Raw genomic sequence first — 13,855 nt, 5'->3', positions numbered from 1 at the left:
GGCGCTTGCCACTTCTACCCGACCCGACATGCTGAACTTGTCGAAGCGCCGTTCTTTCTCCCGCAAGCGTTTCGCCTGCGGTGCGAAGTGCGGTGCTTCGACAGGTCCGGCACGAACGGGGAAGGGATTCGGTTCTTGCTCGCCCCCTCCGTCCCAAACGCACAAAAAAAGTGGCCGCCACGAACGTGACGACCACCAAGGGGGAGGAAACAAATCGGGTCGAGGCGCTTAGAAGCGGCCGCGAATACCCACGAGCACGGTGCGGCCCGGGTTATATTCGTTGAAGGTCGCATTCTCGTACTGGAAGTACGAACCCTGCGCCTGCTTCGTGATGTTGATCACGTTGACGACCAGCGTCGGCAGATAGTCGTTACCCAGGATCTTGCCGAGATCGACATTGCCCGAGAAATCGAGCTGCCCATAGTCGCGACCGATGATCGCGGCGGCAGGGAGGCCGTTCTGGTTCAGACCCGAGTTCACCGACCCTTCATTGTAGGTGTAGGTCAGCCGCGTCGAGAGGCCGTTGCCCTCGTAATAGCCGGTCGCGGTATAGGTGGTCGGGGCGACGCCGAGCGCCACTGCGGGCACCTGGCCTTCGCCGCGCTGGTCGATCAGCGTCAGGTTGCCCTGGAAGCCGAAGCCGCGGACGCCGATATACTGCGTCAGGAAGTCGAGCGGCTGGGTGAGCTGGAACTCGAGCCCGTTGACCTTGAGCTTGCCGTCGGCGTTGACCTGCTGCTGGAGCTGGATCGGCACCTGCTCGGGCGCGATGCCCGATGGGCGTGCGCGATCGAGCAGCGCTTGCTGCTGCGCCTGCGTCAGCGAAGCAAAGGTGATACCGAACGGTGCCAACGTCGAGAACGGCACGGTGTTGATGCCGTTGACCGTGAAACCAGTGATCGACTTGCGGAACGCTGCGAACGCGATGACGCCTTCACCGCCGGTATAATATTCGAACCCGAGGTCGATATTGTCCGAGATGTAGGGGTTGAGCGCGTTGTTGCCGAGCGTGCCGACGTCGGCCGAAGGCTGGACGAACGAAGCGCCGGGCAGCAGCTGGTTGGGGTCGGGCCGCGTCATCGTGCGCGAGATCGAGCCGCGAGCGACCGCCTGGCGGCCGAAGTTGAACGCCACGCTCGCCGACGGCAGGAAGTTCGAATACAGCCGGTCGGTCTGCGCGAAGTTGACGATCGTCGGATAGCACGAACCGTCGAGCGCGAAGGTCGGGCTGACCCCAGGGCAAGTGACGCCACTACGCACGTTGAGCGGGTTCGGCAAGGTCGTGCGACCGCCGACCAGCTGTTCGGTGCGTACGTAGCGCATGCCACCGTTCAGCCGGAGCGTATTCTCGGTCCCGACATCGAAGATGCCGTTCATCTCGATGAAGGTGCCCGTCACCTTTTCACGGATCAGGCCGCCATTCGCGCCGCTGCTGCCCGAGCCGGTCTCGGTCGCGCCGGCCAGCAGTTCATCATAGCCGGTATCCTGCTTGAACTTGTCCCAGTCGACGGTGATGAACCCGTTGCTGCCCGGCAGCAGATAGCTGGGGACCCCCGCGGTGGGGATGAGCGACCCGCCGTAATTGAGTGGCGCGCCGCCCGCGGTGGCGCCGGTGCCGTAGCCCGGATAGGTCGGATAGCCTGCCGGCGCGGTGGTGCCGGGCTGATTGGCGCCGTCGCACGGCGGCTGACGGTTTGGCCCCGGCAGCACGACGCTGGGGTTGTTGCCGCAAATCGCCGCCTGCCACGGATTGGTGTTGTCGAACGGCGTGATCCGGCGGCTGATGTCGTCATACGCCGCGCCGACGCGGACGCTGAAGCGCTGTTCGTCGCCGAACAACAGGCTACCGCGGATACCCTTGGTCTCGGTCTCGCGCTCTTCGCCGTTCAGATTGACGCGACCGCCACCGTTCCAGCCGAAGCTGTTCGGGTTGTTGAGGTCGATATTGCTCTGGATATCGGGGATGCCGCCATTGTTGGTGTAGTTCACCGTCAGGCCGCTGCTCGGCGGGGTGATGACCAGCACCGTCGGGCTCTCGCGGCGGAAGTCGCTCCGCGTGTAATTGGCCTGCAGATCACCCTTGATGTAATCGTTGATGATGAAATCGATGCCGGGGTTGACGCCCCAATAGTCCTGCGTGTCCTTGTACGGACGATATTCCAGGAAGAATTGCGAATTCGCGTAGGTGCCGCCGGTCACGGTGCAGCCGACGCTGCAATCGCTGTTGTCGTAGGTGGTGTTGAGCGGAATGGCCGCACCGTTGCGAACCACCCAGTTCATCGACGTCCGCGTCATGTCGGTTTCCCGCTGCGCATACATGCCGTCGACATAGAAATGCAGCGCGTCGCTGGGGCGCCATTCGAGCGACACCAGGCCGTTGTAGCGCGTGCGCTCGCCGATCTCGGTCCGCGGGCGGCCCAGGCGCGGCAGGAGGCCGTTGTCGATCTGCTGGATCGTCGCGCCAGGGTTGTTGGCCAGCAGGAACGCCTGATCGATCGTCGTGCCGGGGGTGAGGCCGTTGCCTGCGTTCAGCGGCACCGTGCCCGGGATCGTGAAGTTGCCGCCGCCGGTGTTGTTGCGCGTCGAGCTGGTATTCTGGGTGGCGGTCAAGTTGGGGTTGGTGAAGCCGATCGTTTCATAGCCATCGACCTGGAAGCGGTTCTTCACCGCCGCGCCGCCGACCAGGATACCGAAATCGCCGAAGGTGGCGCTGGCCAGCGCATAGCCGCGATAGCCCCATTTGTCGGTCGTGCTGACTTGCGAACCTTGCAGGCCATAGCTGAAATAGGGCTTGGGGTTGTCGAACGGGCGGGCCGAACGCAGGTTCACGGTGCCCGCGGCGCCGCCTTCGAGCTGGCTGGCGACGGGCGACTTGCTGACGGTCAGCTGGGTGAACAGCTCGGTCGGGATCAGGTCGAGATCGACTTCGCGGTTGGTGCTCTGCGCATCGAAACGAACCGAGGCGATCGCGATCGGCGCGCCGTTGAGCAGCACGCGGGTGAAGTTGGTGCCGAGGCCGCGGATCGCGACGTTCGAGCCTTCACCGGTCACTTCGCGGCTGATCGTCACGCCGGGGATGCGGTTGACCGATTCGGCGATGTTGGTGTCGGGGAACTTACCGATATCCTCGGCGAAGATCGTGTCGGTGAAGCCGATAGAGTTGCGCTTGGCGTTGGTCTGGCTTTCGAGCGAAGCGCGATAGCCGGTCACGACGATATCGTTATTGCCCGTCGCCGAAGGATCGGCGCCTTGCTGGTCGGTCGAATCGATCGCGGTCGGCTGGGTCTGGCCGGCGCCATCCTGCGCAGCGATGCTGGGCGCTTCGTTGGCGCTGCTGCTCGACGATGCGGTCGGCGCGGGCGGGGTGGTTTCGGTGGTCTGCGCAAAGGCCGGCCAGGCGGCGGTGGTCAGCAGCATCGCCGACATCGTCGCGACGCGACGCGACATTCCAATGGTGTCCATTTCTTTCCCTCTCCCGTGTCGACGCCCCGAGCTTCGGGGTCGCAAAGGACCGCTCCAAACGGATCGGCTGTTGCGCTGATACCGCTGTCAGGACAACGGTGTCAATTGGTGGCGACCGGTATTAAAGACGGCGCGGCGGGTTGACCCGACGGGCAGCCATCGTGATGGTAACGCTAACCTAAAACAGGCCGCGGACAGCGGTCGCGGGGGGAGAGACGATGCGACTCGATCGGACCATTAGCGCGCGGGGAGGGCTGTCTGTCGCATTGGTGCTAGCCGTGCTTTGGGCGCTGCTCGCAACCGCGGCGATGGCGCAAACTCCGATCGACCGTGAGCGCATTCGCATCGAGGACAATTGGCGCTTCACCCGCGGCGATCCCGCCGGCATGACCACCGATCTACGCTACGACGTTCGCCCCGTCGTCGAACGCAGCGCCGATGGCCGCGTCGCGGATGCCGAGCCCGAGGATGCGGTTGCGGTGCGCGCCGGCGACAGCCGCGTGCTCAAGCCGTGGATACTGCCCACCGCCAACGCCTTCATCGCCGATCCGGCCAAGCGCCATGTCCGCCCCGCGGGCGATCCCGGCAGCGACGTCGCCTATGTCCAGCCGGGGTTCGACGACAGCGCCTGGACCAACGTAACGCTGCCGCACGACTGGGCGATCGCCGGCCCGTTCATCAAGGATGGCCCTTATGGCGGGATGGGACGGCTCAAGAGCTGGGGGATCGGCTGGTATCGAAAGACGCTCGATATTCCGGCGCGCGATGCCGGACGCTCGATCTTCCTCGATGTCGATGGGGCGATGTCCTATGCGACGGTGTGGCTCAACGGTCGGCTCGTCGGCGGCTGGCCCTATGGCTATAATGGCTGGCGGCTCGACCTGACGCCGCATGTCGTGCCCGGCGGGCGCAACCAGCTGGCGATCCGGCTCGACAATCCGCCCGAATCGGCGCGCTGGTATCCCGGCGGGGGGCTGTATCGCGACGTGTGGCTGGTGAAGGCCGCGCCGGTGCATGTCGGCCATTGGGGCAGCATCGTGCGCACCCCCAAGGTAAGCAAGGCAGCCGCGGAGGTCACGCTGGCGCTGACGGTCGACAATGATTCGGATGCGGCGGCAACGGTCGAGGTCGCCAGCGACCTCTATGTGCTGGGTGCCGAGGGCGGCCGCACCGGACGCCCGGTCGCGCGCATCGCGGCGGTGCGGCAGCAGGTAGCCGCCAAGGGCTCGGCGCGGTTCGATGGCGCGACGGTGATCGCCAATCCGCGGCTTTGGGGACCGCCGCCGACGCAGCAGCCCAATCGCTACGTCGCGGTGTCGAGCGTTCGCGTCGGCGGGCGTGTGGTCGACAGCTATGAAACGCCGTTCGGGGTGCGCGACATCGAATTCGCCGGGCCGCGCGGGGTAATCGTCAATGGCGAGCCGGTGCGGCTCAACGGGGTGAACAATCATCACGATCTCGGCGCGCTGGGAGCGGCGTTCAACGTCCGCGCCGCCGAACGCCAGCTCGAAATCCTGCGCGAAATGGGGGTCAATGCGATCCGCATGAGCCATAACCCGCCCGCACCCGAACTGCTCGATCTCACCGACCGCATGGGGTTCCTGGTGATCGACGAGGTATTTGATTCGTGGGAGCGCAAGAAGACCCCGCTCGATTTCCACCTGATCTTCCCCGATTGGCACGAGGCTGATCTGCGATCGATGCTGCGGCGCGACCGCAACCACCCCTCGATCATGTTGTGGAGCGTCGGCAACGAGGTGGGCGAGCAATATACCGCCAAAGAAGGCGCGGCGATCGCGCGCAAGCTGGTCGGCATCGTCCGCGAGGAGGATACCCGGCCTGCCACCAGCGCGATGAACTATGCCAAGCCCGACATGCCGATGCCCGCCGAAATGGACGTCATCAACATCAACTATCAGGGCTCGGGCATCCGCACCTTACCCGGCCAATATCCGGCGTTCCGCGCGAAATTCCCCGACAAGGTGATCTTCGAAAGCGAAAGCGCGTCGGCGCTGAGCAGCCGCGGCGAATATCTGTTCCCGGTGTCGGGCAGCGTCAGCGGGCCGGTGCGCCCAGGATCGGGGGGCGATCCGGTGACGCATCACGTCACTGCCTATGAGCTCCACGCATCCGATTTCGGATCGTCGGCCGATCGCGAATTTTCGGCGATCGACCAGAACCCCGATGTCGCGGGCGAGTTCGTCTGGACCGGCTTCGACTATCTCGGCGAGCCGACGCCTTATTATACCTCGCGCAGCTCCTATTCGGGGATCGTCGACCTTGCGGGGTTCCGCAAGGATCGCTTCTATCTCTACCAGGCGCGCTGGCGGCCCGACCTCAAATTCGCGCATATCCTGCCGCACTGGACCTGGCCGGGGCGCGAGGGCGAGGTCACGCCGGTGCATGTGTTCAGCTCGGCCGACGAAGCCGAATTGTTCGTCAATGGCGTCTCGCAGGGGCGGATCAAGCGCGCGCCCTTCGCCTATCGCTTCCGCTGGGACTTCGTGACCTATCAGCCCGGCGCGCTGAAGGTGGTGACGTGGAAGGACGGCAAGCCCTGGGCCGACGCCAGTGTCGAGACGGTGGGGGAGGCGAGCGCTTTGGCCGCCACCGCCGATCGGTCGCGGATTGCGGGCGATGGCCGCGACCTTGCCTTCGTCACCGTCGATGTCGTCGATTCGCAGCGCCGGATCGCGCCGCGCGCCAAGCTGCCGATCCGCTTCCGCATCGAGGGGCCGGGCGAACTGGTCGCCACCGACAATGGCGACCCGACCGACCTGACGGCCTTCCCCTCCGCCACCCGCGCCGCCTTCAACGGCAAGGCGCTCGCGATCGTGCGCGCCCGCCCCGGCGGCAAGGGGCCGATCACCCTGGTCGCCGAAGCCGATGGGCTGGCACCGACCCGTGTCGTCGTGACGGCGACCGGCAAATGAACAGGAACCAGACCATGCGCACCGCCTACCTGATCGCCACCGCGATCGTGTCGCTTGCCGCTACCCCCGCTTTTGCCTGCACCGATGCGGTGAGCATGTGCGACCGCAATACCACCGGCGCGCTGTCGCTGATCGAGCGCGGCGTTGCGGCGCGGGTGGTGGTCGAGGGCGGTACCGATGCCGGGGTGCGTGACGCGGCGCAGGACCTGACGCGCGATCTGGCGGCGGTCGCGGGGCGCGCCGATGTTGCGCCTGATCGCGCGGTGCTGATCGGCGTGGTGGGGGCAAGCCCACTGGTCGACCGGCTGATCGCCGAGGGCAAGCTCGATGTGTCGACGCTCGCCGGACGTTGGGAGGGCTTTGTCCAGCAGGTGGTCGAAGCGCCGATGCCCGGCGTCACGCGCGCGCTGGTGATCGCGGGGAGCGATCGGCGCGGGGCGATCTTTGGCACCTATGACCTGTCGCGCCGCGCCGGGGTGTCGCCGTGGAACTGGTGGGCCGACGTGCCGGTCGCGACCAAGGCGAGCCTGTTCGTCACCGCTGGGCGGCGGATCGACGCGCCGGCGGTGCGCTATCGCGGCATCTTCCTCAATGACGAGGAGCCGGCGCTCGGCGAATGGGCGCGGACCAGCTTCGGCGGGATCAACGCCAAATTCTACGAGCGCGTGTTCGAGCTGACGCTGCGGCTGAAGGGCAATTATCTGTGGCCCGCGATGTGGGGCAAGTCGCTGTGGCAGGACGATCCCAATAGCGCGGCGCTGGCGCAGCGGATGGGAATCGTGCTTGGCACGTCGCATCACGAACCGATGCAGCGCGCGCATATCGAATGGGAGCGCGGCAAGGGTGGCGCCTGGGACTATGCCGCCAACCCTGCCGAGCTGCAGCGTTTCTGGGCCGATGGGATCAAGCGCAACGAGGGGCGCGAGACGGTGATCACCGTCGGGATGCGCGGCGACGGCGACGAGCCGATGACCAGCGGCACCGCGACCAAATTGCTCGAGACGATCGTCGCCGACCAGCGCAAGATCCTCGCCGACGTCACCGGCAAGCCCGCCGAGCAGACGCCGCAGGTCTGGGCGCTCTACAAGGAAGTGCAGGATTATTACGACCAGGGAATGCGCGTTCCCGACGACGTGACCCTGCTGTTCGCCGACGACAATTGGGGCAATATCCGCCGCCTGCCCAAGCCCGGCGTTGCCCGCCCCGGCGGCTATGGCGTCTATTATCACTTCGATTATGTCGGCGGGCCGCGCAACTACAAGTGGCTCAACACCAACCAGATTTCGCGCACCTGGGAGCAGATGTCGCTGGCGGCGGCGCATGGCGTCGATCGGATGTGGATCGTCAATGTCGGCGACCTCAAGCCGATGGAGTTGCCGACCAGCTTCTTCCTCGACATGGCGTGGGACCCCGCGGCGATGACGGTCGACAAGATGGCCGGCTATCACCAGGCCTGGGCGACCGAACAGTTCGGTGCCGCGCCGGCGGCGGCGATCGCGTCGATCCTCGATCGGACCACGCGCTATCTCGCGCGGCAGAAGCCCGAACTCTGGTCGCCCGATAGCTGGAGCCTGACCGACGGCACCGCCGATCGCGTGCTCGCCGAATGGGCGGCGCTCGATCGCGACGTCGCGGCGGTGCGCCCCAAGGTCGCGCCGGGGGCGAGCGATGCCTTCTACCAACTGGTCGAACATCCGGTGCAGGCGGCGGGCAATCTCGCGCGGCTGTACGTCACCGTCGCGCGCAACCGCGCCGCTGCCGCAGCCAATGACCCGCGCGCCAATGCGCTGGCCGCCGAGGCCGAGCGATTGTTCGCGCAGGACCGCGTGATCCGTGACCGCTATGAGACGCTGGGCGGCGGCAAGTGGAAGCACATGATGGCGCAGACGCATATCGGTTACACCAGCTGGCAGCAGCCCGATCAGGACATCATGCCCGAAGTGCGGCGCGTGCCGGCAGGCAGCCGTGCGACCGCCGCGGCAAGGCCCGCCGCGACCGCGCGGCCGATCGAGATCGATGCCACCGCTTTCGCTGCCGTCACTGCGGGCAAGGATGCGACCCGCTGGCTGACGGTACCCGGGCTCGGCATCACCGGTGCTGCGGTAACGCCCTGGCCGCAGACCGCGCCGATCCAGACGCCGGGGCAGGGGCCGATGCTCGAATATGCGGTGACGCTGCCGCGTGCGGGCGATGTCCGTATCGACGTGCTCGCCGCCCCTTCGCTAGACGTCGTGGGAACCGGACGCCGCTATGCGATCGCGATCGACGACGCAGCGCCGCAGGTGATCGACCTGTGGAAGGGCACCGGCGAAAAGGAATGGGAGCAGGCCGTGGCAAATGGCGCGCGCACGACAAGTTCGACGCATCGCGTGGGTAGCGCGGGGAGGCACCGCATCCGCATCTGGATGATCGATCCCGGCGTGGTGATCGAACAGCTGCGGGTGGCATCGTGAAGGCGGGCGGGGTGAAGGCCGGCCGCCGCCCGATCAAGAATCTGCGCTGGTGGCTGATCGGCGTGGTGATGATCGGCACCAGCCTCAACTATCTGACGCGCAGCACGCTCGGCGTCGCCGCGCCGACGGTGCTCGCCGATCTGGGAATCGGCGAGCGCGAATATGGCTGGATCACCGGCGCCTTCCAGCTGGGCATCATGCTCCAGCCGGTCGCGGGCTATCTGCTCGACACGATCGGGCTGCGGATGGGGCTTGCGATCTTCGCCAGCGCCTGGGCGGTCATCACGATGGCGCATGGCCTGGCGACCGGCTGGATGTCGCTGATGGGCCTTCGCGCCGCGTTGGGCTTTGCCGAGGGCACCGCGCATCCCGGCGGGCTCAAGGTGGTCGCCGAATGGTTTCCCGCGCGCGAACGCGGCTTTGCCAGCGGTATCTACAATGTCGGCGCGTCGTTCGGGTCGATGCTCGCGCCACCCTTGGTCGCGGGCGCGATCCTGTGGTGGAACTGGCGCGCAGCGTTCGTGGTGGTCGGGATCCTGGCAGGGCTATGGGTGGTGCTGTGGCTGTTCACCTATCGATCGGTCGAAACGCACCAGCGGCTGAGCGAGGAAGAGCGCGCGCTGATCGCGACCGGGCGCGAGGCGCATCTGGCGGTCGGCCCGCGGCGGTCGATCCCCACCTTGCTGCGCCAGCGCAATCTGTGGGGCATCGTGCTGCCGCGCTTCCTGGCCGATCCGACCTGGGGGACGCTCACCTTCTGGCTGCCGCTCTACCTGGTCACCGCGCGCGGGTTCGACCTGGCGCAGATCGCGATGTTCGCGTGGCTGCCCTTCGTCGCCGCCGATTTCGGTTGCATGGCCGGCCCCGCGATGGCGGCCTGGCTGCGGCGGCGCGGCGTCGGGCTGATCAACGCGCGGCGCGGGGCATTCACGATCGGCGCGCTGCTGATGACGTGCATGATCTTCGTCGGCAGCGTGGAGAGTCCCTATGCCGCCATCGCGCTGCTGAGCCTGGGCGGCTTCGCGCACCAGATGCTGTCGGTGACCTGCATCACGCTCGCCACCGATCTGTTCCCGCAGAACGAGATCGGCACCGTCGCCGGGATCGGCGGCACCTTTGCCAATCTGGGGGTGCTGCTGTTCTCGGTCGCGATCGGCACATTGGTGACGACGATCGGCTACGAGCCCTTCTTCGTCGCGCTGTCGATGCTCGACCTGCTTGCCGCCGTGGTGCTGTGGACGGTGGTCAAGCCGCCCGCGGTCGCCCCCGAACCCCAAGGACAGGATGTCGCCGCATGATCCGCAACCCGATCCTGCCGGGGTTCAACCCCGACCCGTCGATCGTCCGCGTCGGCGACGATTATTACATCGCGACCTCGACCTTCGAATGGTTTCCGGGGGTGCAGATCCACCATTCGACCGACCTGGCGAACTGGACGCTGGTCGCGCGCCCGCTCGCGCGTGCCGATTTGCTCGACATGCGGGGCGATCCCGACAGCTGCGGCGTGTGGGCACCGTGCCTGACCTATGCCAACGGGCTGTTCCACCTCGTCTATACCGACGTCAAACGCTATGGCCGCACCACCACCGGCGGCGCATCGGGGGCGTCGCTTCGCGACTTCCACAATTATCTCGTGACCGCGCCGTCGATCGACGGGCCTTGGTCCGATCGCGTGTATCTCAACAGCAGCGGCTTCGATCCGTCGCTGTTCACCGATGATGACGGACGCCAATATGTTGCGAACATGCTGTGGGACCACCGCCCCGGCCGCAACCGTTTCGCCGGCATCGTGCTGCAGGAATATGATGCCGCAGCGCGGGCGCTGGTGGGCGAGCGCCACCTTATCTTCAAAGGCACCGAACTGGGGCTCACCGAAGCGCCGCATATCTACCGGCGCGACGGCTGGTATTATCTGCTGACCGCCGAGGGCGGGACGGGGTGGAACCACGCGGTGACGATGGCGCGGTCGCGCACGCTTACCGGGCCGTACGAGCTCCACCCCGATCGCTACATCCTTACCGCGCGCAACCGCCCCGACGCGCCGCTCCAGCGCGCGGGCCATGCCGATCTGGTCGAAGCGCCCGACGGAACGCCGTGGCTGGCCTATCTGTGCGGCCGTCCGCTCCCCAATCGCGGGCGCTGCGTGATGGGGCGCGAGACCGCGATCCAGCCGATGCGCTGGGGCGACGATGGCTGGCTCTACACGCTCGCGGGCGATGCGATGCCGGTGCTCGAGGTCGAGCATGATGCCGCACCGCCCGAACCGCGGCAGGAGCGCACCCGCTTCGACACGCCCGAGCTGCCGATCGATTTCCAGTGGCTGCGCACCCCCGAACCCGATCGCATCTTCTCGCTCACCGCGCGTTCGGGGCATCTGCGGCTCTATGGCCGCGAGACGATCGGCAGCGTCTTCGAACAAGCGCTGGTCGCGCGGCGGCAACAGGCCTTCTGCTATACCGCGCAGGCGCGGATCGAGGTCGTCCCTGCGCACTTCCAGCAGATGGCGGGGCTGGTCTGCTATTATAACAGCACCAAGTTCCATTACCTGTACGTCAGCCACGACGACGCGATCGGGCGGCATTTGGCGGTGATGTCGGCGCTGCCCGACAGCCCGCAGGCCGATGCCTTCACCGTGCCGATCGCGATCCCCGATGGCGCGATCGAGCTCGGCGTCGAGGTCGATTTCGAACGGCTGCGCTTTCGCTATCGCTGCGAGGGCGACGCCGATTGGACGTGGCTACCGCAATTGTTCGACGCGAGCATCCTGTCGGACGAAGCAAGTGCGCCGGGGATGGCCAACTTCACCGGCGCGTTCGTCGGGGTGGCGGCGCAGGACATGGCGGGCACCGCGATGCCCGCCGATATCGCCTGGTTCGACTATCGCGAACGCGAATATTCAGCTTGAGCGAAATGAAAGATATGGCCGGTTCTGTACCCTTGTGCCGCCACGATCGCGGCCATAGAAGCATGGGCATGTATCCGCAGTCGGACATCGTTGCCGCATGACCGACGCCGATAGTGCACGTGCCCTGCTGTGCGACGACCTCGCGCGCGTCGCCGCAGGCGATCGCGCCGCACTGAAGGCGGTATACGACCGCACCTCGGCCAAGCTGTTCGGCGTGTGCTTCCGTATCGTGAAGGACCGCGAATCGGCCGAGGACGTGCTGCAGGAAGTGTATCTGAAGGTCTGGCACCGCGCCGCGCGCTTCGATCGCGAGCGGGCGAGCCCGATCACATGGCTGTGCGCGATCGCGCGCAACAGCGCGATCGATTGGCGGCGCACCAGCGAGCGCCGGCTCGAAGATCCCGACGAACTCATCCAGACCGCGTTCGCCGACGTAGCTTCCACCGATGAGAACATGGTCGATCACGAAGGGCGGATGCTGCTGGCACAATGCCTCGACACGCTCGAGGAGCATCAGCATCACTCGATCCGCGCGGCCTTCTTCGATGGCTACACCTATGCCGAGCTCGCCGAGCGCGCTTCGGTGCCGTTGGGCACGATGAAGAGCTGGGTCCGGCGCGGCCTCGAACGGCTCAAACGGTGCATCGATCATGGCTGAGCCGATGACCCCCGAGGAACGCGCGTTGCTGGCGGGCGAATTGTCGCTGGGGCTGCTGAGCGGCGCCGAGCGGCTGGCGGCCGAGCAGCTACGCGCCGAGGATCCGGTGTTCGCCGCCGAAGTCGATGCCTGGGACCAGCGCTTTGCCGGCCTCTATGCCGAGATCACGCCGATCGCGCCGACGCAGCGTGTGTGGAGCGCGGTCGAGCAGCGCTTGCCGCCGATCGCCGCGAACGATCCCGGCCCGGCGCTGACCGGTGGGGCAGGCGGCTGGAAATGGGCGACCGCCGGTTTTGCCGCGATCGCTGCGACGCTGGCGCTGATGCTGGTCACCCAGCCCGAGCCGATCGCGCCGCCGCCGGTGGTCGTCGCCGAAGCACCCGAACCGCTGCCGCCCGAACCTTTGCCGACCGAGACGCTGGTCGCGCAACTTAACGACGGCGAAGGCGCGTCGATGCTGGCGATGCGCCTCGATCCGCAGGGTGGCGTGCTGCGTGTCCGCGCGACCGCGATCCCGGCGGGGGCCGGCGAGCCCGAATTGTGGGTCATTCCTGAAGGCGGCGCGCCGACGTCGCTCGGCCTGATCGCGCGCGACGGCGAGAGCGAAGTGCGGCTTGCGGCCGATACCGGGCGGCTGCTCGCCGATGGCGCGACGTTGGCACTCACGCTCGAACCCGCCGATGGCGCGCCGCATGCCGCGCCGACCGGCGATATCCTGGGTACCGCGCGGATTACGCTGCTGTAGGGGCAAAGGGGCATCCTTTTCCCGTTCGTGCGGCGGTCGGTCGGCGGACGCTTACCGCTCGAACAGCGCAGCATAGGCAGCCTCGGCCGGGCCATAGGCCGGTCCCGCCGCGGCTTCGAGCGCGCTGCGATCGCGAACGAAGATCTTGCCGCGGGTGCAGCGGACGATCCGTTCGCCCTCGAGCACGTGGAGCGAATCGGTGATGCTAGCGCGCCGCGCGTTGAGGAACGCCGCGAGGCGCAGATGGGTGATGTCGAGCGTGTCGCCCTCGACGCGGTCGTGCAGCATGCACAGCCAGCGCGCCAGCCGGCGGTCGGGGCCGTTCTGCAGCCGCGCGGCGATCGTCCAGCGCATCTGGATCAACAGCGTCTCGCGATAGCGCAGCAGATGCGCGACGATTGCAGGCCGCCGTTCGCCGATCTGCGCCAGCCTGTCGCAGCTAATCGCAACGATGGTGCCGCCGATCAGCGCGGCCAGCCGCTGGCCCGATCGCGGAAGGCCGATCAGCGGCTCCCAGCCGATTGCACCTTCCATCCCCACGATGCCGCACTCGATGTTGCGTTCGGTCAGGGTCTCGCCGAACGATAGTACCGCTGTTGCGGGTAGCCACAGCATGGCGGCACCATCGCGCGATGCGATCGGGTCGCCTGCGCGCACAGTGACGTTGTCACCTAAAGCGATAATTGCGGCGGCGTCTTC

Annotated in this window: 8 protein-coding genes; 6 read left to right on the top strand and 2 right to left on the bottom strand. The window is 66.8% G+C overall.

The features are described from left to right. Window positions 1–228: 228 nt before the first annotated feature. A complete protein-coding gene (locus NMP03_RS08155; RefSeq protein WP_256504858.1) occupies window positions 229–3,447 on the bottom strand; it encodes a TonB-dependent receptor in 3,219 nt (1,072 codons plus the stop codon). Window positions 3,448–3,680: 233 nt separating this feature from the next. Here NMP03_RS08155 and galB point away from each other — a divergent pair, with 233 nt between their 5' ends. The 6 genes from galB (at window position 3,681) to NMP03_RS08125 (ending at window position 13,156) form a co-directional block, all read left to right on the top strand. After that, window positions 3,681–6,395, top strand: a complete 2,715-nt coding sequence (gene galB / locus NMP03_RS08150; protein WP_256504857.1) for a beta-galactosidase GalB — start codon at window positions 3,681–3,683, stop codon at window positions 6,393–6,395. Between the two features lie 14 nt (window positions 6,396–6,409). Beyond that, a complete protein-coding gene (locus NMP03_RS08145) occupies window positions 6,410–8,848 on the top strand; it encodes a glycosyl hydrolase 115 family protein (RefSeq protein ID WP_256504856.1) in 2,439 nt (812 codons plus the stop codon). Between the two features lie 11 nt (window positions 8,849–8,859). Beyond that, window positions 8,860–10,146: an MFS transporter gene (locus NMP03_RS08140; RefSeq protein WP_256504855.1), complete on the top strand. Its 1,287-nt coding sequence runs from the start codon at window positions 8,860–8,862 to the stop codon at window positions 10,144–10,146. Next, complete coding sequence (locus NMP03_RS08135) at window positions 10,143–11,753, top strand: glycoside hydrolase family 43 protein (protein ID WP_256504854.1); 1,611 nt, start codon at window positions 10,143–10,145, stop codon at window positions 11,751–11,753. Before NMP03_RS08140 ends, NMP03_RS08135 begins: the two co-directional genes overlap by 4 nt. A 97-nt stretch (window positions 11,754–11,850) precedes the next feature. Next, window positions 11,851–12,411, top strand: a complete 561-nt coding sequence (locus NMP03_RS08130; protein ID WP_256504853.1) for a sigma-70 family RNA polymerase sigma factor — start codon at window positions 11,851–11,853, stop codon at window positions 12,409–12,411. Next, a complete protein-coding gene (locus tag NMP03_RS08125) occupies window positions 12,404–13,156 on the top strand; it encodes an anti-sigma factor (protein ID WP_256504852.1) in 753 nt (250 codons plus the stop codon). Before NMP03_RS08130 ends, NMP03_RS08125 begins: the two co-directional genes overlap by 8 nt. 51 nt (window positions 13,157–13,207) lie before the next feature. Here the strand turns inward: NMP03_RS08125 and NMP03_RS08120 are convergent, their stop codons facing one another. Further along, on the bottom strand, window positions 13,208–13,771 hold the full coding sequence (locus NMP03_RS08120) for a Crp/Fnr family transcriptional regulator (RefSeq protein ID WP_256504851.1): 564 nt from the start codon (window positions 13,769–13,771) through the stop codon (window positions 13,208–13,210). Window positions 13,772–13,855 lie beyond the last annotated feature (84 nt).

Source organism: Sphingomonas qomolangmaensis (assembly GCF_024496245.1).
Lineage (GTDB): Bacteria > Pseudomonadota > Alphaproteobacteria > Sphingomonadales > Sphingomonadaceae > Sphingomonas > Sphingomonas qomolangmaensis.
Note: the sequence above shows the minus strand (reverse complement) of the source record. Positions and strands in the feature narration are given on the sequence as shown.